We start from the raw sequence: 23,597 nt of genomic DNA, 5'->3' as shown, positions 1-23,597 counted from the left end.
CATATCGAGCGTTAGCCCTCGACAAAACAACTAATGATCTTCAATAAAAGCATCCAACTCGGTATGCCACTGCTCCGGCTCGAAGATCCCGGGATGCGTCCCTTCAGCAAACAATAGATCAACCAGGTAGCGCGGCTGCTTGCCGCCGATGTGCATCGCCTTGATACAGGAGACACAGTAGACCACCACATCGTCAGCGGGCATCTCCGCAGCGCGCTTTGTCATCTGCTGCTTGACCTGTGCCACCGGCAGTGCGCCGTAAGAACTGTCACCGCAACAGGTCGCCCGCGGACCGCTTTTCTCCGCTTCGATCAGATCGATATTCATTCGTTGCAGCAGGGTACGAACCGCCGCCTGGACCCGCTCTTGGTCGCGTGTCGGGCAAGCATCGAGAATCGTCATTTTACGCTGCCGATAATCAGGAAACGGAAAGCCCTTGCTTGCGGCCAGCAGCTCCCAGAACGAAACCGTCGAAACCCCGGCATACAGCTCTCGATAACGTTTATCGCACCCGGCACAGGTATTAACCACACAGGTCCCGACCGGCAGGTTCGGTTGGTGTCGACAACAGGTGGTGTGTTGCTGAATCCCAGAAAACTCTTGCTGCAGCAGATCAAGCATCTTCTCTGCCAGCTCCGGTTTATAAATCAACAGGGCGCAGCCTGGGGCGAAAACCTTATTCATAGCATCTGCCTCTTTACATTCGTCATGTTGGCCGTGATCGTTATTTAGAATATTTATTCATCCATTTTGCAGAGGCAACATAGCAACCACCGTGGCGGATGCCCACCCGTTTCTTGCTCTTGCCCTGTCGGGTCTTACATCCACGACCAGTATGCTAAACTTGACCGTTCAGGACGAGCAGGATTGTTGAATTTAACTCAGGAGCCCCAATGACCGATAATGAACGCTACGATTTATCGATCCTCAATGATATCGATCAGTGGCAAAGCGTTGACGATCTGGTCATGGGCGGAAAGTCACGCAGTCGATTGTCTTTAGGTGCGACGGGCGGGATCGTTTTTGCCGGAACACTCTGCAATGATGAAGGCAGCGGCTTCGCTTCAATCAGATCAAACACCCACCATTTTGATCTCAGCCAATATGCGGGGCTGATGCTCAGGTTAAAAGGCGATGGCCGGCGCTACAAAGTATCATTACGCTGCGCCGCCGACTTCGATGGCATCTCTTACCAGGTCACCTTCCCGACCAGCAACGCAACCGTACAGACGATTCCTTTTAGCTGGGATGTTTTTATTCCCAGTTACCACGGCCGGGTTCTTGCCTCGGCACCGGCTCTGGATCCAGCAGAGATAAGAAGCCTCGGCTTTATTGTCGCCGATGGTCAGGCGGGGTCTTTTCAATTGGAGATTTACCGGATCGAAGTACAGACGGGAAGACTTTCGTAAAAAACGCTTTTGAAAAAAGTACCGACTTGTAGCGGCCAAAGAGGATGGGAGTTTCTCAAGGATTCTTGCCCATATCCCGATGCAGCTCTTGTCGCAGGTGATGGGCAATACGACCAACCTGACCCTGGTTGATGGTAAAATCATCGACCTTGACCACCGGCATCACTTCCAGCGAAGTAGAGGTGATAAAGACCTCATCGGAAAACTTGAGGTCCTGCAGTTTGAATTCACCGCTGATAACACGCAGATTGAGCTTCTCTTCGCACAGCCGCATGATAGTCGAGCGGGTCACCCCCTCCAACATCCCGGTCGAAGCCGCCGGGGTGAAGACCCACTGGTCGCGGGTCCAGAAAATATTCGATGAGGCACCCTCGCAGATCTGTGCCTTGTTGTTGAGCATAATCACTTCGAATGCGCCAGAGGCCTTGGCTTCGAGCTTTCCCAGCAAACTGTTGAGGTTACTGATCGACTTGATTTTCGGGTTGATTGCTTCCGGAGCGTTACGCCGCGTCTGCGCGACCTGCAACTGGATGCCTTGCTGATAGAAGTCATTATCGAAGCCCTGAAACTCCTTGCCGACCACCAGGCAGGTCAGATCATTGTCCATCTCGCGCTGAAAGCCGATCTGCCCCTTGCCGCGGGTAATGGTAATGCGATAATAGGCATCCTGCAGGCCGTTTTTTTCCCGCAGTTCCAGCAGGATTTTTTCCAGATCCTGCTGCCTGTAGGGCAGCGGATAACTAAGTGCCTCGGCCGATTGCAACAGGCGTTTAAAGTGCTGCGGGAACTGATAGAGTCGCTTACCGATGGAGCGGAAGCTTTCAAAGATGCCATCACCGTACAAAAAGCCCTGATCGAAAACTGAGATCATCGCCTCATCACTTTTGACGAATTCCCCGTTTAAATACACATAGCTCATCGCTGACCCTTATTTGAATAACAGCAGCGGCACGCGAAAGGTGCCGAACCTGTTGTAAAAACTAATGCAAATCCAGACTGATAAACAAATTTTAGCGTAATTTCAGAGGATGCGATAGCGGAAACAAATTGCGTCAGGGCAAGGGGGATTACGAAGCGGTTCAGATCAGGCACGCAGCGGTGGAGGATTTTGCTGCCACAACGCACACCGGCCCTGCTCACCAGTGGTGAACAGGGCCGGGAAAAGGCTATTTCAATTGCTTTTTAGTAACGATCAGTTCGGGTAAGAGGTCTTCAGAATCATTCCTTCGCGGGACTTCGGATCATGGATGCCGGCTTTTTCCCCATCCTTGAACCAGTCTTCCTTCAGACCTTTGAGGAAGCTGTTCTTGTCACCAACAATCTTGTCGAACGGCAGGCCGATAACTGCTTGGGCTTTTTCCTTGGTCGAGAAATCAGGGGCTTCGTAAGTCGCAGCGTCGTATTTCGCCAGAATGATGCGCAGCTTCAGACGTGCCTCCTGCCCTTTGTTGATGGCACTACCGAGCACCCGCAGGGTCTCTTCAGGAGCGTGAAAGAAGGAACCGTGAGCGGCGATCGAGAAGTCCCAACGCCATTGGCCGTGACGGATGTCCTGCAGGGCCGGGGCCATTTCTTCCTTGGTTGCGCCCAATTCCCAGGCTTTGGCCGCTTCTAAATGAGCTTTGCCGAGAACGTCCATGGCGGTCTTGGAGAGTTCTTCTTTACGCTCGAGCTTGCGGTCGATGGTCGCCTTGAATTCTTTTTCGGTGCCGCTGTGGCAATTCAGACAGGTGTTGGCGATATCATCCAGCGGGCTGCCGACTTTGTGGCTGGAGTACTTGACGCCACCTTCACGGACATAAGGCATGTGACAGTCGGCACAAGCCAGACCCTCTTTACCGTGAACGCCAGTGATAAAGGTTTCGTAGCCAGGGTGCTGGGCCTTGAGCATTGGGGTCTTGCTCAACTTGTGCGTCCAGTCAACGAAGTTTCTTTCATCGTAGTACTGCTCGATATCTTCGGCGGCAAAACCGTTGTTCCAGGGGAAGGTGACCACTTTAGCGGTCTGCTCTTCACCGTTCTTGTCGGTCCACTTGGTGGCTTTGAAGTAGTACTCGGAGTGACACTGGACACAGACCAGGGTGCGCATATCTTGATGACTGGCATCGGCGAACGGCTTGCTGCCTTCAGCATCGAGGCCACGTTTGAGGTAATCGCGGGTGACGGTCAGCTTCATGGTTTCATTATCGTGGCAATCGGCACAACCGACCGGATTGACAATTTCGCCACCGTGGCGGGCCCACTTGCCGGTGTAAAAATCGTTCTCGCCCATCTGATCGATCAGACGTGGCACGTCGGGGGATTTACAGGTCCAGCAAGCGGTCGGCATCGGGCCGGTTTTCTTATCGACCGGTGCGCCGGTGCGCAATGTGTTCAAGTTGTCTTCGAGAATGTAGTAATGACCGCGCGGCTTGTTGTAATCCTTGGAAAAGCCGTAACCGGCCCACATCACCACCAACGCCGGATCGCCCTTGAGAACGTCGGTGATCTCATCACTTTTTTTGGTCGCCATGTAAGAATCGAACTGACGCGGATAATACTTGCCCCACTCAGCACTTCTGGGTTCCAGCTTTTTGATCTGCGGCGTGGCATTGATCGCCTGCTGCTCAGCTTTGTTCTCCTTGATCGATACCGCCAGCAGCAGCATCGGCACCATGACGGTTATGCACAAAATTGTTATCAGGGTTGATCTCTTCATAAGTTTATTCCTCCAGGAAGATGTTTCTATAATTTCTTAAAATCAAGATTGGTTTGCGTCGTTGTCAGGTTGCGAGTCACGCCATGCGGTACTTCACGGTGGCAGTCCCAGCACTTGCGCCCCATCTGCACATGACTGTCGTTTTTGCTGTACAGTTTGGCATTGTCCAGCATCTGCGAAACGATACCATCGTGGCAGGAGATGCAATTATCCTGAATCCGCGTCGCGGCGTTATCAGTGATGCGCAAGTTGTAACCGTAGGTCTTAAAAGTCATGGCAACGGAATGGTTATAGCCGTCGCGCGCTTTGGCCAGATACTTATTAACGAAAGAATCACGCGGCAGATGACAGTCCACACAGGTGGCTCGACCCCGATGCGAACTATGCTGCCAGGTTGCGTAATGGGTGTTCATGGTGTGGCAGGTGATGCACACCTCCGGGTCGCTCGACAGGTAAGAGAGCATCTTCGATTCATTGACGAGGAAGACAAACATGCCGATGACCGCCACAACAGAACAGATTGCCACAAGTTTCATAGCGCCTCCTCATGGCCCGGGCCACTGCTTGAAATGTTGTGCGCTTTAGGAAGAGTTGTTGGTATCTTCCCCCTGTTTTGACCAATGAGCATGTCGCCTCCTTTTTCTATTTGTGAACGGATATTTTTCTTTTATCGTACTTCTATCAATTAGCAACGCTTGTGCCAGAAAATAAGTGTTTAATTTCAAACACATGCGCTTCCCTGAATGTTCTATTCGTTACCAACCAGTAGCTATTTCAACTTTTCTTATGTTACCGTTTGGTAGCGTTCCAACTTCAATACGGCATCGAGGCCGATATGCAACTCAAAACAAAATTCATTATTCTGATTGCTCTGGTCACCTGCGGTTCTTACGGAGTCACCTTTTACCGTACCTCCAGCTTCCAGGAAGAGCTGGTCGTCGAACAGGCCACTCACCAGGCAAAAATGCTCTTTGACCAGATCCGCATCACCCGCCAGTGGGTCGCCGATCATAACGGCCTGTTTCTGGTTAAAGGCCCCGGTGTAGAGGAAAATTCCTTTCTGGCCGAGGGACAGATTCAGGATAATAAAGGCAACTGGCTGGTTAAGCGTAATCCCGCGATGGTAACCCGTGAGCTGTCCGCATACGCGAACAAAGAAGGGATGGGGCAGTTCAACGTCACCAGCCTGAACCCAATGAACCCGAACAATATCCCCGATGACTTCGAACGCAGCAGTTTGGAAAAGTTTGCTCAAGGCCTCGACGCAGCGGTCAGCATCGAAAGGGCTGACGACAAGCACCGTTTGCGCTACATGGCACCACTGAAAGTCGATTCCCATTGCCTCGAATGCCACACCGGCCAGGGCTACGACGTCGGCGATATCCGCGGCGGCATGAGTGTTTCGATCCCGATCGACTGGGCTTACGCCGAAATAAAAGAGAACAACCGACTGCTGCTGAATATCGCCGTTGCCACCATTATTATCGTTTCGCTGACGATCTTTTTCCTCTTCGACATTCTGGTTGCCAAGCGGCTCAAAGAGCTCGGCAAAACGATGGACCTATACCCACAACGCCGCCTGGCCAGTGATTCAAACGAAAGAGAGCCGGACGACGAAATCGGCAACCTGGCCAGCCACTTCCGCAAACTCTGTCACCGCCTGGAAGATTCCCAGCAGGAACTCGACGCCTCCCGCGAACAGGTTTTTCAAGGCGAAAAACAAGCCGCCCTGGGCCGACTGGTGGCCGGTGTCGCCCATGAAATCAACAATCCGCTCGGTGGCATGCAGAACTGTATTCAAACCATGAAGCGCAGCATGGACCAGCCGGATTTGCTGACTCGCTACCTGGAACTGCTCGGCCAAGGGGTCGGACGGATCAAAAGTACGGTGCAGCAACTGCTCAATATCGGCCGCAAGGAACCGCTGGAGCTGCAACAGGGCAATGTTGATGCGATGCTCTGCGACTGCCTGGAGTTGACCTGCATCGGCCGCCGCAACATTGAGCTGGACATGCAGCTACAGATCGGCAAACCGCTGACTGTCGGCATGGAAGCACTGCGCCAGGTGGTGATCAATCTGGCTGGCAACGCCGTGCAAGCGATGGGCGAGGCGGGCGGCATACTGCAGGTGAGCAGCGATTTGGAAGATCAGCAATTGACCATCAGCATTGCCGACAACGGTCCCGGCATTACGGCGGAAAATCTGGATAAGATCTTCGAACCGTTTTTCACCACCAAGGAAGTCGGCGAAGGGACCGGACTCGGCCTTTCGGTCTCCTACTCGCTGATCAAACAGATGGACGGCAATCTCAGCGTCTGCAACAAACCGGACGGCGGAGCAATCTTTACCATCAGCGTTCCGCTGCACAACGCCACCGAAGCAGAGGCTTAATTTATGACAACGAAAATTCTGGTTGCCGAAGATGAAGAGATCATGCGCATCACCGTCGTCGACCATCTGCGCAGTCACGGTTGGCAGGTCGACGAAGCCAAAACCGGCACGCGGGCCTTGGAGCTGATCAAACAGAACCGCTACCAGTTGTTGCTCTCCGATATCCGCATGCCGGGGCTAGACGGTGAAGCGCTGCTGTGCGAAGTAAAAATGCTGACGCCACACACCGAGGTAGTGATGATGACCGCTCACGGCAGTACTGATACCGCCGTCAACTGCCTGAAGAACGGCGCCGCCGACTACATCCAGAAGCCGTTCGATCTTGATGATTTAAGCTTCCGCATCAACCGTATTCTGGAAATGCAGGCGATCAAGGCGCGCTGTGTTTCGCTGGAACATTGCAGTGGCCAGCGACAACCAATCATCGGCAGCAGTGCGCCGATGCAAAAGGTGCTGAGCCTAGTCGGTCAGGTCGCCGGAACCGATTCATCTATTCTGATTCAAGGCGAAAGCGGCACCGGCAAGGAACTGGTCGCCGCCGCCGTACACTTCGAAAGCCGCCGGGCGGAAAAACCGTACGTACGGATCAACTGCGCCGCCATTCCCGCCGGACTGATGGAATCGGAATTCTTCGGCCACGAAAAAGGTGCCTTTACCGGAGCCGATAAAACCAGCGTCGGCAAGTTCGAACTGGCCGATCAGGGCACCATCCTGCTCGACGAGATCGGTGATATGCCGCTTGAGCTGCAGGTTAAGCTGCTGCGGGTGTTGCAGGAACGGGAGATCGAACGGGTTGGCGGCAAACGGGCGATCCCGGTCGATGTGCGGGTGATCTGTGCAACTGCCAAAAATCTGGCCGCGGAGGTCGAAAAGGGCAACTTCCGCCAGGATCTCTTCTACCGTCTGCAGGTCATCCCCATTGAACTGCCGCCGCTGCGGGAGCGCAACGGCGATATTGGCGAACTGGCCGACTTCTTCCTGCAGGAGTTCGGCCGCGAACGGGGTCTGCAGTTCGAACTCTCCACTGAGGCTCGGCAGGCGCTGGAAACGCATCGTTTCCCCGGCAACGTTCGCGAGCTGCGCAATCTGCTGGAGCGGGTTTCGGTCCTCGCACCGACTGCAAAAATTCAGCTTTGGGAGCTGCCGCTTGAAATTCGTGGCGCAACCAGCGAAGCTAAGCAGACGATTCAAATGGCTGACAATCTTGCTGAAGCGGTCGCTACGGCCGAAAAGCAATGTATTCTGCAGGCATTGACAAAGACCGGCGACAACAAAACCGAGGCCGCTGCCATCTTGGGTATCAGCCGTAAAAACCTCTGGGAAAAGATGAAAAACTACGCTTTGTAATTCCTACCGACCGTTAAAAAGGAGACTGAAATGCTTTACGTGATTCATTGTTTCGACAAAAAAGACAGCCTGCAGATCCGCATGGACAACCGCCCGAGCCACGTTGAATACCTGAAAAGCTTCGGCGACAAATTGCACGCCGCCGGTCCAACCCTCGACGCCGATGAAAACATGAACGGCTCCGTGGTGATCCTCGAACTGGAAACGCTCGCAGCAGCACAAGACTTTGCCGCCAACGATCCTTACACCAACGCCGGGCTGTTCGACACGGTGAGCATTCAGCCGTGGAAAAAAGTGCTACCCTAAACGGTTAGGCTTGTTTTTCACTGCAGATAGGCTACAAACGTCAGGGCGACAGCTGTGTCGCCCTGATTTTTTCCATCCTCACAACTTTTATTGATCGGCTGACAACGGTTTGGAGAAGGCAACAATGCTCACCCTGTTTGTTAATATCTTTCTCAAGATCTTCATGATCTTCACCCCGTTTTTCGTCATCTCAGCCTTCCTCTCGCTGACCAAGGATGACTCCCCTGCCGAACGCCAAAAGATTGCTCTCAAGGTCACCCTGGCGGTTGCCCTGACCTGTTTTGCCTTATTTTTGTTCGGCACCTATATTTTTGCTCTGTTCGGCATCACCCTCGATGCTTTTCGCATCGGCGCCGGAGCGGTGCTGTTCCTCTCAGCAGTCGCCATGATCCAGGGGAAAACCACTGTTTCGCCGCAAAGCGCCAAGGAAGATGTTGCGGTGGTGCCCCTGGCGATTCCGATCACCGTAGGTCCTGGCACCATCGGCGCGCTGCTGGTCATGGGCGCCGGCCTGAAAACCGCACCCGAAAAGATCACCGCCTGTCTTGCGCTGTTATGCGCCGTTCTCTCTGTCGGCGGATTGCTGCTCGCCGCTGGTCGCTTCGAAAAAATTCTTGGCCAACAGGGCTTGATCATCCTGACCAAATTGACCGGTCTGTTCGTCTCGGCCATCGCCGCGCAGATTTTTTTCACCGGCCTGAAAAACTTTCTCGGCTGAGGAATCTATTTACCGGGTCAATGACTTGCTGATTGCGATTTTGTGGTATGATGTAAGAACCTTAAACGCAAAGGAGGAAGAAGATATGTCAGTCTCTGATCCGCCAGGCCAGTTAGGGGTTTTCTCATCAAACTAAAAACCGATAACGCTTGGGTCACCGAAGTCTGGTGAGCCAATACAGGATCCCACGACGGGAATCCTCACAGAATAGTAACAGAAGACGAAACGCCCCGAAGAGATTCGGGGCGTTTTTTCTTTTGGAAGAAGAACCAAAGGCGACCAAGCGCACCTGCAGCACTAACTATTTCACCAACGGTTGATTACCTTGCAGAATTTCGACAATCCGGGTCCGATAATCGACGATCTCTTTACGGAAGGATGAAAGACTGGCAATCTTCTGATCAACATTGCCGATATGCTGATCAAGCAGCTCCAGCAGTTTTGGCGTGATGGTGTCAAAATCCTGCTGATTGATATCAAAATGTTCGGCCAGTTCCTGCATCTCTTTTAAAGAAATGCCGAGATCCTTCATCTTAAGGATGAATTTAAGCCGCAACACGTCTTCACGCTGATAACAACGTGCGCCACCACTGAGCCGTTGCGAAGGCCCCATCAGACCGATCTCTTCGTAATAACGGATGGTACGGGTGGTAATGCCCAACTGCTTCGCCAGTTCACCGATCTGAATTGCAATCTCTGTGTTCACAGCCATAAAGCTCACCTTTACGTAAAACTTGCAACGTTCACCAAGCGACAAACATCCACCGCGCCCTTTGCTGTCGATCTCACAATTTCAGCGACTCAAGTCGCAGAGCAGACAACAACTGCTATACTAATATTAACGTTAACGTAAACAAGAGCAAGGAAGAATTTTTGCAGGGGCAGAAAAGTCAGGTATGATTTATCTGCAAATCCTGCTTCGGTTCGCAATCGGCGGCTGTTCTTACCTCAATAACGGACGTGGAACTGTTATGGAATATACCCGGGAAATCTACTGGAACGTTGGCCACAACCTGGCGGTGCTGCTGCCGATGTATCTGCTCAGCTTTGCCGCCGTGGCGGCGCTGATCAATGGCTTTATGCAGCGCAGCAAAGTTTACCGACAAGGCCAACCGCTCGACCGGAGCGACCAGTTAAAAAGCCGGCTATTCAACATGCTGCGCGATATTTTCCAACAACGTCAGGTGCTGCGGGTCACATCTCCCGGCAGTGCTCACGCGCTTTTTTTCTGGGGATTTCTGCTGCTGACCATCGGCACCACGCTGGTTTTCATCCAGGCCGACCTGACCGACCCACTGTTCGGCGTTAAGTTCCTCACCGGCCCCTTCTACCTGGTTTTTTCGCTACTCCTTGATCTGGCCGGACTGGTGGCAATCATCTGCCTGCTCGGTTTTGCCGTACGCCGCTTCATCCTCCGTCCAGAGGGACTGGACAATAAAATTGAAGATTATCTCGCTCACGGTCTGTTATTAACCATACTGGTCAGCGGTTTTTTTATCGAGGGTGCGCGGATGGCTGTCACCGAAATGGGCAGCTCGCTCTCTTACTGGTCGCCACTCGGCCTGCTGGTCGCCAAAGGTTTCGCTGGCATGGAAGAAGCGACGCTGCGCAGCCTGCACAGTAACCTCTGGTGGCTGCACCTGTTTCTGGTGCTCGGCTTCATCGTCAGCATCCCGTTCACCAAACTGCGGCATATTTTCACCACCGGGACCAATTACCTGTTTGCCGATCGCGGCCCAACCGGCAAACTGACCACCATCGACCTCGAAGATGAAGCGGCCGAAAGCTTCGGTGCCGGCAAGGTTCAAGAGCTGACCTGGAAAGATATCTTCGACAGCGATGCCTGCACCCAGTGTAAACGCTGTCAGGATCGCTGTCCGGCCTGGGCGACGGACAAACCACTCTCACCGATGACCATCGTCAAACAGATCGGAAAGGTCGCACATTATCAACCGGACACCAGCCTGATCGAGATGTGCGACAAGGATGCCATCTGGTCCTGCACCACCTGCTTCGCCTGCCAGGAAATCTGCCCAGCCGCGATCGAGCAGGTCAGCAAAATCGTCGAAATGCGCCGTAATCTGGTGCTGATGGAGGGAGAATTTCCTGGCGACGAAGTGATGAAGGCGATGGAAAACACCGAAGTCAACGGCAATCCGCTGGGGATCAATTTTGCCAGCCGCGGCGACTGGACAGAGGGGTTGCCGGTGGTCACCCTAGCCGAAGATGCTGATGTCGACATCCTCTATTTCGTCGGCTGCTACGCCTCCTTCGACAAACGCAATCAAGCGGTCGCCAGCGCCTTCATCATGCTGTGTGCCGCCGCCGACATCAAAGTCGGCATCCTCGGAAAAGAAGAGAAATGCTGCGGCGAACCGATGCGTAAAATGGGCAATGAATATCTCTACCAGATGCAGGCGAATGAAAACATCGAACTGATCAAGGGCTATGGGGTGAAAAAAATCGTCACCAGTTGTCCGCACTGTTACAACACCCTGAGCAAGGATTACCGGGATCTTGATTTTGCTGTCGAGGTACAGTCTTACACTCTGTTTTTGGAAGAACTGCTCGACAGCGGCCTGCTTAAATTCAACCCAACCACCGAACACTGCACCTATCACGATTCCTGCTATCTCGGCCGCCACAATGGCATTTACGCGGCACCGCGCAAGCTGTTGACTGCGGCCGGAATCAACCTGACCGAGATGACCAAGCATGGCAGCGAATCGTTCTGCTGCAGTGCCGGTGGCGGCCGCATCATGGCCGAAGAAACCATCGGCAGCCGCATCAGTATTAAACGCTCACAGATGGCAGCCGAAACCGGCGCTTCGACCTTGGTGTCCAACTGTCCCTTCTGTCTGACAATGTTCGAGGACGGAATCAAGGGGGCGGAACTGGAAGATCAACTGCAACCAAAAGATCTGGCGGAGATTCTGCTGGAAAGGCTACAGCAATAGACCGCGAAAGGAGTTGAGGATGAAACTTCTTGTCTGCATCAAACAGGTTCCGGATATGGAATCGCGCTTCAAAGTCAACGCCGCGAGCGACTGGTACGAAGAGACCGATCTGGCCTGGCGGATGAATGAATACGACGAATACGCCGTCGAGCAGGCGGTGCAGCTAAAAGAGCAGCTCGGTGATACCGACCTGACAGTTCTCTGCATCGGCCCGGAACGGGTCAAAGAGACGATCAAAAAAGCACTGGCGATGGGAGCCGACCGCGCTGTGCATATCCTCGACCCGGCAAGTCACCAGAAGGACCCCTTTGCCATCGCTTCGCTGATTGCCGCTGTTGCCAAAGAGCAAGCCTTCGACCTGATCTTTACCGGCCTGCAATCGCAGGATCGTGGTTCGGCACAGGTCGGAGTGATGCTTGCCGAGCTACTCGGCATACCGAGCCTGACCACCCTGGTCGGGTTCAGTTATGCCGACGGCAGCGTTACCGGCAAACGGGAACTGGAGGGTGGTTCGCGCGCCAAAGTCAGCTGCGCCACACCAGCGCTGGTCAGTTGTCAACTGGGCCTCAACACACCGCGCTATCCGACCCTGCCGAATATTATGAAGGCCAAGAAAAAGGAGTTGCTTTTGATTCCGGTTGCTGACCTCAATCCACCGGCGCCGCAGTTGCAAACCCTGAACATGGCACTGCCGGAAAAAAAAGGCAGCGGCCTGATCCTCGAAGGGGACCCGGCAGAACTGGCCGATCAGCTGATACAGCTACTCAAAGAAAAAACCACCATATTAAACTAGGAGGTGCCGCATGAAAACCTTGCTGGTTGCAGAATACCGGGATGGCAAGCTGCTGGGCAGCGCCAGTGAACTGGTCAATTTCGCCCGACAACTGGACGGAGAAGTGGCCATGTTCCTGGTCGGCAACGAAGCCACTCTGCCGAATTTCAGTGGCAAACTCTATCTGGCCGACGCGGGACAAGTGGGTGAATTTAACCCCGACGGCCACAAACAGCTGCTGCTGGAGGTGGTTGCACAGGAACAGCCACAACTGATTGCCCTGCCCCACTCCAGTTACGGCTGGGATCTGGCACCGCGACTGGCAATAGCACTTCAAGCGGCGCAGATTTCCGAAGTGGTCGAAATCAAGGCAGGCCAGATGGTCGTACCGGCCTGCAATGCCAAGTTGCGGCGAACCCTTAACGCAATGACGGAAACAACCGTCGTCACTCTGCAGGCCGGAGCCTTCACTCCAAGCGATGAGCCGAGCGGCAAACCCGAGGTCATCAAGCTGACGACAAGCGAAAACGGCAGCGTTCAGTTTCTTGGCTACGAGGCTGCGGCGGCCGCAGCGGTCGATCTGTCCAAGGCAGAGATCATCGTCAGTGCCGGACGCGGGATCGGTAAAGCGGAAAATCTGCAAATGATCGAGGCACTGGCCAAAGCCCTAAAAGGGGAATACGGCGCCAGTCGACCGGTGGTCGATGCCGAATGGGCCGAACACAGCCGGCAGGTCGGCACCACCGGGCAAACCGTCGCCCCCAAACTTTATCTTGCCTGCGGGATTTCCGGGGCCATTCAACACTTGGCCGGAATGAAGAAATCAGAATTCATCATCGCCATCAACACCGATAAAGACGCCCCGATCGGTGAAGTCGCCGACGTGCTGGTGGTCGCAGATCTAAAACAATTGGTGCCGATCCTGACGGAAAAGCTAAATACTCTTTGAGCGGCGCTTGCAGCTTGTGCTTTTTTCGATATTTATCTTTTTTTCGTTAACCTGGCCGACCTTTTCTGGTCGGCCCTTTACCCTATCGGGGAGATCGTACTCATTAAATAACTACCTATCTCGCTGAAAAATAAAACATTTGACAAAAACACCCCGCTCCATTAAAACAAGTGGTCTTACCATTTGTATACGTCTCGGGAGTACTTCATGGTTGAGCTGATACTGATACTGATCAGTGCTGTGTTCGTCAACAACTTTGTTTTAGCGCGTTTTCTCGGCATCTGCCCTTTTCTGGGGGTGTCGAAAAAAGTCGAAACGGCGCTCGGCATGGGGATGGCGGTTATCTTTGTCATGACCGTTGCCTCGGTGGTGACCTGGTTTATTCAGTATCTGATTTTGATCCCTTTCGGCATCGAATATCTGCAAACCATCGCCTTTATTCTGGTCATCGCTTCGCTGGTGCAGCTGGTGGAGATGGTCATCCAAAAAACCAGCCCGGTGCTTTACCAGTCCCTCGGTATTTTCCTGCCGCTGATCACCACCAACTGCGCCGTGCTCGGCGTGGCGGTGCTGAATATCCAAAAAGACTACAGCTTCCTCGAATCGGTGGTTTTTGCCATGGGCGCCGGCCTCGGTTTTACTCTGGCGATGGTGCTGTTCGCCGGTTTGCGGGAGCGCACCGATCTGTGCCCGGTACCGAAGAGTTTTCAGGGTACCGCGTTAGCGCTGGTAACTGCCGGTCTGTTGTCGCTGGCCTTTATGGGCTTTGCCGGACTGGTTAAGGGTTGATGATTCAAGTTTTTCGGGATCGTTTTGCCGCGCTCTCTTGTGGAGATAATAACTAATGCTCGCTGCAGTTTTAAGTATCGGCGGCATCGGCCTGGTTGCAGCTGCGGCCTTGGGCGTTGCGGCTAAAAAGTTCGCCGTTGAAGTCGACCCGCGCGAGCTGGCGATTCTCGACGTGCTGCCCGGTGTCAACTGCGGTGCCTGCGGTGCGCCCGGCTGCTCCGGCTTTGCCAAAGGGGTGGCGCAAGGAACCATCGCCCCGCACCTCTGTACCCCCGGTGGCAGCGAAACCATCGAAGCGATTGCCAACATCCTCGGTATCGAAGCGGTCACCGTTGAACCGCAGGTGGCACTGGTCACCTGTCAGGGCGATAACATCAAGGCGACCAACAAGTACCGCTACCTCGGCCTGCATGATTGCAACGCCGCACAGAAGCTGGCTGATGGCCCGAAAAACTGCCCGAGTGGCTGCCTCGGTCTCGGTTCCTGCGAACGCGCCTGCCCGTTTGACGCCATCGAAATGACTGCTGAAAACCTGGCGGTGATCAGTCGTAAAAAGTGCACCGGCTGCGAAAAGTGCGTCGCCGTCTGTCCACGCCAGGTGATCAGCATGGTACCACTCAAGGCGACGGTCCATGTGCTGTGCAACAGTCACGACAAGGGCGCATTGATCCGCAAATACTGCCAGATCGGCTGTATCGGTTGCCACATCTGCAATAAAACCGTGCCCGGCACCTACATCATTGAAAATTTCCTCGCCCACGCTAACTACGAAAATATCGCCGAGGCCGGGGCGGCGATCGACAAATGTCCGACCCACTGTATCCGTGATTTCAGTAGCGGCTATCCAGACGGCAGCAGTTTTGCCCCGTCAACCGTCGCGCCGACTGTTGCCAAGTCGCGTGACGCCGTCGCCTGAGAGGATTTACGCTAGATGAATCTAAAAACCTTCGTCGGTGGCCTGCATCCACCAGACAGCAAACAGTATTCCGCCGCCAAGGCGATTGAGCCCTGCCCGCTGCCGGCGGAGCTGATCATCCCGGCCGCACAGCATATCGGCGCGCCGGCGGAAATCTGCGTGGCGGTCGGCGACTTGGTCAAAAAAGGTCAGGTGATCGCAGAGGCCAAGGGCTTTGTCTCGGTGCCGATCCACGCCTCGAGTTCGGGGGAAGTGATCGCCGTCGAACCACGCCTGCATCCGATGGGCCGACCACTGCCGGCAGTGGTGATCAAACCGGACGGTCTCGATCAGTGGGACGAGAGCCTGCAAGCTCATGACCCGGAGCAACTCGACGCCGCAACGCTGAAGAACCTGATCCGCGATGCCGGCATCGTCGGCCTCGGCGGAGCGACCTTCCCTGCCCACGTCAAGCTATCGCCACCGGAAGGCAAAACCATCGACACCCTGATCCTCAACGGTGTCGAGTGCGAACCCTTTTTAACCGCCGACCATCGACTGATGTTGGAAGAATCAGAACGATTGATCGACGGCATTAACATCCTGCGCAAGGTGCTCGGCGTCGATAGCGCCATCATCGGCATCGAAGCCAACAAGCCGAATGCCATCGAACTGTTAAGCCAGAAGTGCGCGCCGCACAACATTGCCGTGCAGGCGCTCAAGGTGCAGTACCCGCAAGGGGCGGAAAAACAGTTGATCGATGCCTGTACCGGCCGTCAGGTTCCTTCGGGCGGACTGCCGATGGACTGCGGCGTGGTGGTGCAGAATGTCGGCACCTGCGCGGCGATCAGCGATGCCATCCGCCTGGGACACCCGCTGGTTGAGCGGATTGCCACCATCACCGGCCCGGGCGTGGTCGAACCGAAGAACCTGAAGATCGCCATCGGCACGCCGCTGCAACATCTGCTCGACCAGTGCGGCGGACTGGATGGCAAACCGGCCAAGATCATCATGGGCGGGCCGATGATGGGTCAAACCCAGCTGTCGCTGGAAGTCCCGGCGATTCGCGGCACCTCCGGGCTGCTGATTTTCCGCGAAGAGGACCTGCCGCGCAAAAACTCCGGTCCCTGTATCCGCTGCGGCCGCTGCATCAGTGTCTGTCCGATCCACCTGCAACCGACCACCATCGCCGCTTATGCACGCCTCGACATGGTCGACGAAGCGGAGAACTATAACACCCTCGGCTGTATCGAGTGCGGTTGCTGTACCTACATCTGCCCGGCAACGCTGCCACTGGTGCAGTCGATCCGCCACATTAAGGGCGGCATCATGGCCAAGAGAAGGAAGATCTGACGTGGACAATCAACTTTATCTGTCATCGTCTCCCCATATTCACAGCGGCGACACCACCGAAAAAGTGATGCGGCTGGTGATTTACGCGCTGCTGCCAGCGACCGCACTGTCGATCTACTTCTTCGGCCTACCGGCGATCAGCGTGCTGTTGATCTGTACCCTCGGTTGCGTGGCGTTTGAGGCGCTGGCCTGCAAGCTGATGAAGATGCCGCTGAGTATCAAAGATGGCTCGGGCGCTTTGACCGGTATCTTGTTGGCGCTCAATCTACCACCGTCGACGCCTTGGTGGATTTCACTATTGGGTGCGGCGATTGCCATTTTTATCGGCAAGATGATCTACGGCGGCCTCGGTTACAATCCATTTAATCCAGCCTTGGTGGCGCGAGTCGTGCTGTTGATCTCCTTCCCGGTGCAGATGACCAGCTGGACCGCGCCGATCCCCTTTGGCACGACGGTTGACGCGGTCACCGCCGCCACTCCGCTGGGTGAAATGAAGAACGCGGTGATGCTGACCGGCAAGCTGCCGGAATTGGCCACCAGCGGGTTTAGCAACTACTTCACCGGCAACATGGCCGGCTGTCTCGGCGAGGTTTCGGCCATCGCCCTGCTGGCAGGCGGACTGTTCCTGCTCTATAAAAAAGTGATTACCTGGCATATCCCGCTTAGCTTTATCGGCACAGTGCTGATTGTTGGTGGGCTGTTCTGGCTGGTCGACGCCAGCAAGTACCCGAATCCGCTGTTTCATCTACTGACCGGCGGCCTGCTGCTCGGTGCTTTTTTTATGGCCACCGACATGGTCACCTCCCCGGTCACCTATAAAGGGATGCTGATCTTCGGTTTTGGTTGCGGCCTGCTGACGGTGCTGATCCGCCTGTTCGGCGGCTACCCGGAAGGGGTCTCCTTTGCCATTTTGTTGATGAACGCTGCCACGCCACTTATTGATCGCACCTGCCGCCCGAAGATTTATGGGCAGGTCGAACCAAAATCCTGAAGGCGGAGAGAATTATGTTGAAAGATATGAGCCGCCTGCTGATCACCCTGACGCTGATCGCCGCTACAGCGGGGTTTTTACTGTCGCTGGTCGAAAGCGCCACCCGTGAACCGATCAAGGAGCAGCGCCGTTTGCAGATGCTCAAAGCCTTGGGTGCAGTGCTGCCGGAGTTTGACAATACCCCCGACACCGATATTGTCACGCTGCAGAATGGCGTCGATAAAAAGGGCAACCCGGTGCCGGTGATTTTCTACCGCGCCCGTAAGGGGGGAGAACTGGTCGGCACGGCCTTTAAAGTGATCGCTGCCGACGGCTACACCGGCAACATCGAGGTGATGATCGGGGTGCGACCGGATGAGGTGGTCAACGCCATCGAAATTCTCACCCACGCCGAAACCCCGGGATTGGGAGATAAGATCACCTTCAGCGGGTTCAAGGATCTGTTTAAGGACAAGAACCTCGATAACGCCGACTGGCGGGTGAAAAAGGACGGTGGTGAATTCGACCAGTTCAGCGGCGCGACCATCTCGCCACGGGCGGTGGTCGGCGCGGTGAAGAAGGGGCTGGAGTTCTTCCGCGAGCATAAAGTGAAAATCTTGACCGAGGGGGGTCAGTCATGAGTCTGCTGAAAACCTTTACCAAGGGGATCTGGAAAGAGAACGCAGTCTTCAAGCTGCTGCTCGGCATGTGTCCGCTGTTGGCGGTCACCACCAGCGCAGAAAACGGCCTGGGGATGGGTGCGGCCTCGACCTTCGTGCTGGTCTGCTCAAACATCGTCGTCGCTATTCTGCGCAAGTTGATTCCGTCAAAGGTACGGATCCCGGCCTTCATCATTATCATTGCGACCTTTGTTACGATCGTCCAGCTCTGTATGGAAGCCTGGGTTTACGGCCTCTATCAAAGTCTGGGGATCTTTATTCCGCTGATCGTCGTCAACTGCCTGATTCTGGGACGCGCCGAAGCCTTCGCCTCGAAACGACCGGTGCTTGATGCCGCCGTCGACGGCCTGGGGATGGGACTTGGTTTTACCCTGGCACTGTTTATCCTCGGTGCGGTCCGGGAAATCTTTGGTAGTGGCGCACTGCTCGGCTTCAGTCTGTTCGGAGCCGGTTATCAGCCGATGCTACTGATGATCCTGCCGCCGGGAGCCTTTATCTCGCTGGGGCTGCTGCTGGCGTTGATGAATAAACTTGAGGCGGGAAAAGGCTAACGGGCTCTCCTACTTCATTGCTCTTTGCTGGAAAGCGGATAGAGTTTGTTGATCGCGGCGTTGAGCTGCGTTATCGTTTCGTCGCTCACCGCTTGACTGCACATCAGATAGCGTAAATTCCCGACCGGAATATCCGCTAATTTAATGGTCACCAGCTCTTCAATCGGCAGGCCAACCGAGCGGGCTAACATTTCGATCTCTTCCGGTGCGACCAGCATATAATCCGCCCGCTGATCGGCAACTGCCTGCAACAGGGCACTCTGATTCCCGGTAAAAAAGACACTTTTCGGCGTCAACTCCCCAAGCAGATCATCAACAAAACGGCCATAGGTAAATTCCCCCATCCGCGCTATCGTCAGCTGCTGGTCAGAAAAAATATCACGCAATTTAGTGCGCGCAGGAAACTTATGCTGCAGGGTTTTGCTGGTCAACAACAGCAAGGCCTGATTGCGATATATCGGTTCGCTGAACTTGGCAAACAGCTCCCGTTCGGCGGTTTTGAACCAACCGATCGAGCAGTGCGGAACCGTTGCATGGCGTAAAACATAGAGGATTCGGTAGGGTGTCGATGCGATGAAGTTTAACTCGCCCCCTGCCTCCTGGAGGATATTGCGGGTCCGCTCAAACAAAAAACCGCCTGGGTCACCGCTTTCGCTGGTGTAGTAATAGGGCGGCCGATCAAAATAGGAAAAGGTCAGCGGCTCGGCTGAAACAGCGGCGGCCGTTGACAGCCAGATCGCCAGCGCCAGCGCCATCTGGCGAAAAAACAGGTTAAAGACTGGACGCGCTACATTAACCATACAAATTCACCTTCTTCGCGCTATTTTTTCTTGGCGAAGCTCTGCGCCAACTCATTGTCGATCAGGTAAATGCAGACTTCTTTGGCCCCCAGTTTGGAATAATTAAATTTTTCGCAGAGGTTATCCATCAAGAAAGTGACGTCGTTGCGGATGCGATCATCGTAGGTCTTGAAATCCTCGCTGTCAAAATCCTTGATCGCCCGGCGGAAATTCTCATTGTCGAGGAAAGGTTCGAGAACCTTCTCTTTGAGGTGGTGAACATAGCGCTCGTAAAGGTTTTCGTACAGCTTGGTTTCGCTGATCTCTTTGCCCTCCAGACGTATTTCCTGGGTCAAGGTCCTGCTGGTGTATTCTTTTTGAATCCCTTTGCGGAAAATCAGCAATCTCTCCCGGTCGGTAATGTCAGAGACCAGACGTGCCTCAATTGGAGCAAAAAAATCTTCGCTGATTTTCAACCGATCTCCAGTAAAAATGCAATCAACGACCATATCTTTCTCGAAGTTGACAGCAAAGATATAGTTCTTCAGATCGTGGGCGATCTGTTCCTCGTTGTAGTAATAGAGGGATTCCTTGATCTCCTGCATGATCGTGTAGTTATACATGTGCAGCAGTGAATCGAGAAAACCATCGGGGATCAGTTTCATCCATTCTTCGTGTTTGCTGAAAAAGCTGTAAAGGGTCGCCATGTCGATCATCGCACCCTCTTTGGCGTGTGCCGAGTAGAGCTCACTGAAAATGCGGATTGAGTCGCGGCCGGAAAAGCCAACCACCCCTTCATGTTCTGACTCGGCAATAATCCGCCGCCGCCGCCGGGCCGATAAACCTTTTCGATCGCTGAGTTGCAGCCACTCAGGAATATTGCCGGTATAAATTTCCATTTTCAACAGTTGCAGGTTTTCATCACAATAACTGCTGTAGCGGGACGGATGTCCGATCCATTCGGTCATTGCCGAAGAATTCTTACTCAAGCGGGTCGCGATGATGATGCGCGCAAAGTTATGCAGCACGCGCGGTAAAAAACGATTATCGATATGCCGACCGAAAGTGTTGCGATAGATTTCCACCTCGGTGCGCAAGTCGAGAACATAGGGGATTTTGATATATTCGATGCGGTCCGATAATGACGGCAGGTCCTTGATACTCTCGGCGTCTTCTGGATTCATCAGCGCCAAAAACAGAGAGTTGACCTTTTCCTCAATATACTCAACCTTATGCACCCCTTCACTGATGATATTGTGCAGTTCAAGCAGGCGCTCAACATTGTAGCCCTTGATATCCATCAGCGAATAGATGCCGTTGTTGGTCTTGGCAAAGTTGGAGAAGACATACTGCACTTGGTTGCTGTCACGTAACAGTCCGTTGATCCGCCCCTGCAGCATTTCATTGCCAAGCACGTTCTGCTTGATACTCCGGTCGCCGGGATTATAGACGCTGATTCCTTCACCAAGGCGCCGGTTAAAACGATAGTGACGCGCGTAAAGCATCTGCAACACCTTCAGAGGATCCTTCAAGCGGCTGAGCAAGGCCTCGTAAATCGAGGTGCAGATGGTGCAGGCAGTATCACGGAACACCCATTCGTACTGTTTTTCGGTAAACAGTTTCCATTTGGTTTCGTCGTTCTTAAACAGATCATCGAAGAAAGAACGCCGATACTCCCGAGGAATCATCAGAATCGGGCTGTCATGACTCGGACAGGGGACCTCGACGTAGGCCTCCCCCTGGTTGGCGAACTGCTGGGCCTCGATCAAATCACTCTGGCGCAGTTCGTATTCATCGAGCAGATTGGAAAGTTTGCCGAGAAAGCGATCGGTCTCCTTTTCGTTAAGGTTCCCGAGCAGATTGCGATCGAGACGCCAGACGGCTTCGTAAGTACAGCCATCCGGACTGTTGACATATTGCTCAAACTTACGCAAAAGATTGTCAAGAAAGGTACTCTTGCCGCAGCCGTGAGGGCCCTTGAATATATAGATTTTGTTCTGTTGGGTGCCATGGCGGAAATTTTCTGCCAAACTAACCAGCCGATTGGTAAATAATCGATCCGCAAAAAAAGGATTGTCGGAATCATCAACAAACAGTCGGCTGGTATCGTAATGCGCAAAATTGATCGATTCTGGATCATTCGGGTTCTCATCGACCTCTTTTTCGACATAATCCTCAATCAGATCGTGAAAAGCCTGAAAAACGTTGCGCACAGCACTGGTCGGATTGGCGATAGCCCGTTCAAGGTAGCTATCGAAGCTGATCGGCCCGCCCGTATCACTATCCTGCTGCACATGCACGAAGCGTTGCATCGCTTTATCGATATTCGAATCCTGCACGATCGGTGTTTTTATGCTCTTAGCCATCAGCTTTAAAAACCTCCTTGCTGAACCGGCGATCCTTCATCGTATAAAGCATTCGCGTCCAGGAAATCTGTGGTCCAGCGCTCCCGTCTCCCGTTTCACTGACAGCCTTGGCTTCTGCTTCGCTGGTTTCCAGTTTAACCGGATTCCCCCATAAATATTCTATCCCCAGCATGGTGTTGGCGACATATTCCTGGACCAGCGGTTTGCCTTCGAGGCGATGTCTTAAATAGAGGACACCGTCGATCGACTTTTCATGATCGATCTCGATAACCGGTGGATGATAAAGGGAAGCAAACAGCATCTGTCGATAATCTTCCGACTTCCGACTGCGGACATAATATTCCCAAACCATCCGCTCTTTATTGAGCCGCTGTCCGGCAACAAACAACTTGTTGCTATCGATAAAATCCTGATCGACAAAACTATTAATAAAGGTAAAGTCGCAAAAATTTTCTCGTACCTTAAAAATAAAGTCGCGGCCCTTCCCGGTTTGTCGGTCGAACTGCTTACGTTCTTCTGCATTCTGCAGACGCCGAAAATCATAACTGTAGCAACCGCGATCAGCCATTTCCTCAAGGTTATAGAACAATCGCATGCCCAGGGCATATGGGTTCAGGCCAACCCTCGGCATCGCCGTAACCGCGGCATTGACTCGGGCAAAATCAACTTCGTGTCCCTTGATCCGATCATCCTGCAGAAACAAAGTCTCGTGCCAATAACTGGCCCAGCCCTCGTTCATGATTTTGGTCCGAATCTGTGGCTGAAAATAAACCGAGGTACTGCGGACAATCTGCAGTACTGACTGCATCCACTTGTTTTCGTCCTTGTTAAGAAACGGCGAATGGTCGATGAGAAACTGCAACAAATCAGGACTTTCCGGCTGATAATTTTTTTTATATTTCTCGAAGGACGCATCAAACTCTGGATGTTTTGTCAGCACCTCAGCAAAAAATGCTTTTTCCCCAAGCTTGCCATGCTGCCTGACATGTTCGTTGAACGACTCTATCTGTTTGACATAATCGCTGGTATTGATCTGTTTAACGGTCTGCAGAAAGTAGTCAAAGTAATAGTCGATCCGCTTCGAGCAGCCAGTGTCGGTGCGATTAAACTTGGCCAGTTCGGCATGATAGCCGACCAAATTATCGATTCCACGCGCAAACTCGATGACATAGTCAACCCGGCGACCATACTCAGAACGCAATCGGGCTATCAACCGTTTGTCAGCCAGGGCTTGGCCGGTTAAATCATATTCCCAGGTATGGCGAAAATAGAGATTGTTCTGAAAAAAATCGATATGCCCGATAACGTGATAAAAAATCATCACGTTAAGCCAGTCAGGATTGTTGTCATTGTAGAATGAGATCGCCGGCCGGGTGTTGATTACCGTCTCATACGGATTCGAAGGATAGAGGTCATACTTTCCCTGTTCACGCAAGACCTCAACATCATGGACCCAGTAATCGTAGAGGGTCGGGATCATGTTCTTTGGCATCAACTCGATCATATCGCGGTTACTGACCACGTACTCGAGGCTTTCATCCTCGAAAGACAGGCCCATATCCCGCGCCCGCTCCTTGCAGCCCTCCATGATCCGTTTCGTTTTCTGATCAATCAGTTGCATAATTCGCCTGTATAATTCTCACAGCGACACAATCAACTGTCGCAA

The 23,597-nt window shown here is 53.5% G+C and carries 22 protein-coding genes; 14 read left to right on the top strand and 8 right to left on the bottom strand.

The annotated features are described in order from the left end of the window. Window positions 1–30 precede the first annotated feature (30 nt). On the bottom strand, window positions 31–684 hold the full coding sequence (locus tag ACZ5PT_RS06090) for a heterodisulfide reductase-related iron-sulfur binding cluster (RefSeq protein ID WP_464265918.1): 654 nt from the start codon (window positions 682–684) through the stop codon (window positions 31–33). A gap of 209 nt (window positions 685–893) precedes the next feature. Between ACZ5PT_RS06090 and ACZ5PT_RS06085 the strand changes: the two genes are divergently transcribed. Then, window positions 894–1,409, top strand: coding sequence for a CIA30 family protein (locus tag ACZ5PT_RS06085; RefSeq protein ID WP_464265917.1), 516 nt, complete (start codon window positions 894–896; stop codon window positions 1,407–1,409). Between the two features lie 55 nt (window positions 1,410–1,464). Here ACZ5PT_RS06085 and ACZ5PT_RS06080 read toward each other — a convergent pair whose 3' ends face one another. From ACZ5PT_RS06080 to nrfH, 3 genes are all read right to left on the bottom strand, one after another. Then, window positions 1,465–2,328: an aminotransferase class IV gene (locus ACZ5PT_RS06080; RefSeq protein ID WP_464265916.1), complete on the bottom strand. Its 864-nt coding sequence runs from the start codon at window positions 2,326–2,328 to the stop codon at window positions 1,465–1,467. A gap of 273 nt (window positions 2,329–2,601) precedes the next feature. Beyond that, window positions 2,602–4,107: an ammonia-forming cytochrome c nitrite reductase gene (gene nrfA, locus ACZ5PT_RS06075; RefSeq protein WP_464265915.1), complete on the bottom strand. Its 1,506-nt coding sequence runs from the start codon at window positions 4,105–4,107 to the stop codon at window positions 2,602–2,604. 26 nt (window positions 4,108–4,133) lie between these two features. After that, window positions 4,134–4,643: a cytochrome c nitrite reductase small subunit gene (nrfH, locus tag ACZ5PT_RS06070; RefSeq protein WP_464265914.1), complete on the bottom strand. Its 510-nt coding sequence runs from the start codon at window positions 4,641–4,643 to the stop codon at window positions 4,134–4,136. A gap of 299 nt (window positions 4,644–4,942) precedes the next feature. Here nrfH and ACZ5PT_RS06065 point away from each other — a divergent pair, with 299 nt between their 5' ends. From ACZ5PT_RS06065 to ACZ5PT_RS06050, 4 genes are all read left to right on the top strand, one after another. After that, window positions 4,943–6,499, top strand: coding sequence for an ATP-binding protein (locus ACZ5PT_RS06065; protein WP_464265913.1), 1,557 nt, complete (start codon window positions 4,943–4,945; stop codon window positions 6,497–6,499). A 3-nt stretch (window positions 6,500–6,502) separates the two neighbouring features. Continuing rightward, a complete protein-coding gene (locus ACZ5PT_RS06060) occupies window positions 6,503–7,846 on the top strand; it encodes a sigma-54-dependent transcriptional regulator (RefSeq protein ID WP_464265912.1) in 1,344 nt (447 codons plus the stop codon). A gap of 30 nt (window positions 7,847–7,876) precedes the next feature. Further along, the gene (locus tag ACZ5PT_RS06055; protein ID WP_464265911.1) at window positions 7,877–8,152 is read left to right on the top strand and encodes a YciI family protein; all 276 of its coding nucleotides are present in this window, start codon (window positions 7,877–7,879) and stop codon (window positions 8,150–8,152) included. Window positions 8,153–8,276: 124 nt separating this feature from the next. Further along, the gene (locus tag ACZ5PT_RS06050; protein ID WP_464265910.1) at window positions 8,277–8,870 is read left to right on the top strand and encodes a MarC family protein; all 594 of its coding nucleotides are present in this window, start codon (window positions 8,277–8,279) and stop codon (window positions 8,868–8,870) included. Between the two features lie 301 nt (window positions 8,871–9,171). Here ACZ5PT_RS06050 and ACZ5PT_RS06045 read toward each other — a convergent pair whose 3' ends face one another. After that, complete coding sequence (locus tag ACZ5PT_RS06045) at window positions 9,172–9,582, bottom strand: helix-turn-helix domain-containing protein (RefSeq protein ID WP_464265909.1); 411 nt, start codon at window positions 9,580–9,582, stop codon at window positions 9,172–9,174. Between the two features lie 259 nt (window positions 9,583–9,841). On the opposite strand from ACZ5PT_RS06045, the gene ACZ5PT_RS06040 reads away from it, so the two are divergent. From ACZ5PT_RS06040 to rsxE, 9 genes are all read left to right on the top strand, one after another. Continuing rightward, entirely contained in the window at window positions 9,842–11,827 is a 1,986-nt protein-coding gene (locus ACZ5PT_RS06040) for a heterodisulfide reductase-related iron-sulfur binding cluster (protein WP_464265908.1), read from the top strand. A gap of 19 nt (window positions 11,828–11,846) precedes the next feature. Continuing rightward, the gene (locus tag ACZ5PT_RS06035; RefSeq protein WP_464265907.1) at window positions 11,847–12,620 is read left to right on the top strand and encodes an electron transfer flavoprotein subunit beta/FixA family protein; all 774 of its coding nucleotides are present in this window, start codon (window positions 11,847–11,849) and stop codon (window positions 12,618–12,620) included. Window positions 12,621–12,630: 10 nt separating this feature from the next. Next, a complete protein-coding gene (locus tag ACZ5PT_RS06030) occupies window positions 12,631–13,548 on the top strand; it encodes an electron transfer flavoprotein subunit alpha/FixB family protein (protein WP_464265906.1) in 918 nt (305 codons plus the stop codon). A 207-nt stretch (window positions 13,549–13,755) separates the two neighbouring features. Beyond that, a complete protein-coding gene (rsxA, locus tag ACZ5PT_RS06025) occupies window positions 13,756–14,337 on the top strand; it encodes an electron transport complex subunit RsxA (protein WP_464265905.1) in 582 nt (193 codons plus the stop codon). 55 nt (window positions 14,338–14,392) lie between these two features. Further along, window positions 14,393–15,253 carry an RnfABCDGE type electron transport complex subunit B gene (locus ACZ5PT_RS06020; RefSeq protein ID WP_464265904.1) on the top strand — a complete coding sequence of 287 codons (861 nt, stop codon included), beginning with the start codon at window positions 14,393–14,395 and terminating at the stop codon, window positions 15,251–15,253. A 15-nt stretch (window positions 15,254–15,268) separates the two neighbouring features. Continuing rightward, window positions 15,269–16,585 carry an electron transport complex subunit RsxC gene (gene rsxC / locus ACZ5PT_RS06015; protein ID WP_464265903.1) on the top strand — a complete coding sequence of 439 codons (1,317 nt, stop codon included), beginning with the start codon at window positions 15,269–15,271 and terminating at the stop codon, window positions 16,583–16,585. A 1-nt stretch (window position 16,586) separates the two neighbouring features. Continuing rightward, on the top strand, window positions 16,587–17,576 hold the full coding sequence (locus ACZ5PT_RS06010; protein WP_464265902.1) for an RnfABCDGE type electron transport complex subunit D: 990 nt from the start codon (window positions 16,587–16,589) through the stop codon (window positions 17,574–17,576). A 14-nt stretch (window positions 17,577–17,590) separates the two neighbouring features. Then, window positions 17,591–18,196 (top strand): RnfABCDGE type electron transport complex subunit G, encoded by a 606-nt coding sequence (locus tag ACZ5PT_RS06005; protein ID WP_464265901.1) that lies wholly within the window; start codon window positions 17,591–17,593, stop codon window positions 18,194–18,196. Then, entirely contained in the window at window positions 18,193–18,786 is a 594-nt protein-coding gene (rsxE, locus tag ACZ5PT_RS06000; RefSeq protein ID WP_464265900.1) for an electron transport complex subunit RsxE, read from the top strand. The genes ACZ5PT_RS06005 and rsxE overlap by 4 nt, the downstream gene beginning before the upstream one ends. Before the next feature lie 14 nt (window positions 18,787–18,800). On the opposite strand, the gene ACZ5PT_RS05995 is transcribed toward rsxE, so the two are convergent. Genes ACZ5PT_RS05995 through ACZ5PT_RS05985 form a run of 3 tightly spaced genes read right to left on the bottom strand, consistent with a single transcriptional unit; the run spans window position 18,801 to window position 23,552 of the window. Further along, the gene (locus ACZ5PT_RS05995; RefSeq protein WP_464265899.1) at window positions 18,801–19,586 is read right to left on the bottom strand and encodes a substrate-binding periplasmic protein; all 786 of its coding nucleotides are present in this window, start codon (window positions 19,584–19,586) and stop codon (window positions 18,801–18,803) included. 20 nt (window positions 19,587–19,606) lie between these two features. Beyond that, window positions 19,607–21,931: a serine protein kinase PrkA gene (locus tag ACZ5PT_RS05990; protein ID WP_464265898.1), complete on the bottom strand. Its 2,325-nt coding sequence runs from the start codon at window positions 21,929–21,931 to the stop codon at window positions 19,607–19,609. After that, window positions 21,924–23,552, bottom strand: a complete 1,629-nt coding sequence (locus ACZ5PT_RS05985) for a SpoVR family protein (protein WP_464265897.1) — start codon at window positions 23,550–23,552, stop codon at window positions 21,924–21,926. Before ACZ5PT_RS05985 ends, ACZ5PT_RS05990 begins: the two co-directional genes overlap by 8 nt. Window positions 23,553–23,597: the final 45 nt, after the last annotated feature.

This window comes from Desulfuromusa ferrireducens (assembly GCF_055389805.1).
The sequence above is the reverse complement of the archived record's forward strand: the minus strand, read 5'-3'. Positions and strand labels throughout refer to the sequence as shown.

What these genes read in the sequence shown, in the direction of transcription:
- ACZ5PT_RS06055 (WP_464265911.1), top strand. Translation starts at nt 7,877, where the DNA reads ATGCTTTACGTGATTCATTGTTTCGACAAAAAAGACAGCCTGCAGATC.
- ACZ5PT_RS06020 (WP_464265904.1), top strand. Translation starts at nt 14,393, where the DNA reads ATGCTCGCTGCAGTTTTAAGTATCGGCGGCATCGGCCTGGTTGCAGCT.
- ACZ5PT_RS05990 (WP_464265898.1), bottom strand. Translation starts at nt 21,931, where the DNA reads ATGGCTAAGAGCATAAAAACACCGATCGTGCAGGATTCGAATATCGAT.
- ACZ5PT_RS06060 (WP_464265912.1), top strand. Translation starts at nt 6,503, where the DNA reads ATGACAACGAAAATTCTGGTTGCCGAAGATGAAGAGATCATGCGCATC.
- ACZ5PT_RS06040 (WP_464265908.1), top strand. Translation starts at nt 9,842, where the DNA reads ATGGAATATACCCGGGAAATCTACTGGAACGTTGGCCACAACCTGGCG.
- nrfH (WP_464265914.1), bottom strand. Translation starts at nt 4,643, where the DNA reads ATGAAACTTGTGGCAATCTGTTCTGTTGTGGCGGTCATCGGCATGTTT.
- nrfA (WP_464265915.1), bottom strand. Translation starts at nt 4,107, where the DNA reads ATGAAGAGATCAACCCTGATAACAATTTTGTGCATAACCGTCATGGTG.
- rsxA (WP_464265905.1), top strand. Translation starts at nt 13,756, where the DNA reads ATGGTTGAGCTGATACTGATACTGATCAGTGCTGTGTTCGTCAACAAC.
- ACZ5PT_RS06005 (WP_464265901.1), top strand. Translation starts at nt 17,591, where the DNA reads ATGTTGAAAGATATGAGCCGCCTGCTGATCACCCTGACGCTGATCGCC.
- ACZ5PT_RS06065 (WP_464265913.1), top strand. Translation starts at nt 4,943, where the DNA reads ATGCAACTCAAAACAAAATTCATTATTCTGATTGCTCTGGTCACCTGC.
- ACZ5PT_RS06090 (WP_464265918.1), bottom strand. Translation starts at nt 684, where the DNA reads ATGAATAAGGTTTTCGCCCCAGGCTGCGCCCTGTTGATTTATAAACCG.
- ACZ5PT_RS06030 (WP_464265906.1), top strand. Translation starts at nt 12,631, where the DNA reads ATGAAAACCTTGCTGGTTGCAGAATACCGGGATGGCAAGCTGCTGGGC.
- ACZ5PT_RS06035 (WP_464265907.1), top strand. Translation starts at nt 11,847, where the DNA reads ATGAAACTTCTTGTCTGCATCAAACAGGTTCCGGATATGGAATCGCGC.
- ACZ5PT_RS05985 (WP_464265897.1), bottom strand. Translation starts at nt 23,552, where the DNA reads ATGCAACTGATTGATCAGAAAACGAAACGGATCATGGAGGGCTGCAAG.
- rsxC (WP_464265903.1), top strand. Translation starts at nt 15,269, where the DNA reads ATGAATCTAAAAACCTTCGTCGGTGGCCTGCATCCACCAGACAGCAAA.
- ACZ5PT_RS05995 (WP_464265899.1), bottom strand. Translation starts at nt 19,586, where the DNA reads ATGGTTAATGTAGCGCGTCCAGTCTTTAACCTGTTTTTTCGCCAGATG.
- ACZ5PT_RS06085 (WP_464265917.1), top strand. Translation starts at nt 894, where the DNA reads ATGACCGATAATGAACGCTACGATTTATCGATCCTCAATGATATCGAT.
- ACZ5PT_RS06050 (WP_464265910.1), top strand. Translation starts at nt 8,277, where the DNA reads ATGCTCACCCTGTTTGTTAATATCTTTCTCAAGATCTTCATGATCTTC.
- ACZ5PT_RS06080 (WP_464265916.1), bottom strand. Translation starts at nt 2,328, where the DNA reads ATGAGCTATGTGTATTTAAACGGGGAATTCGTCAAAAGTGATGAGGCG.
- ACZ5PT_RS06045 (WP_464265909.1), bottom strand. Translation starts at nt 9,582, where the DNA reads ATGGCTGTGAACACAGAGATTGCAATTCAGATCGGTGAACTGGCGAAG.
- rsxE (WP_464265900.1), top strand. Translation starts at nt 18,193, where the DNA reads ATGAGTCTGCTGAAAACCTTTACCAAGGGGATCTGGAAAGAGAACGCA.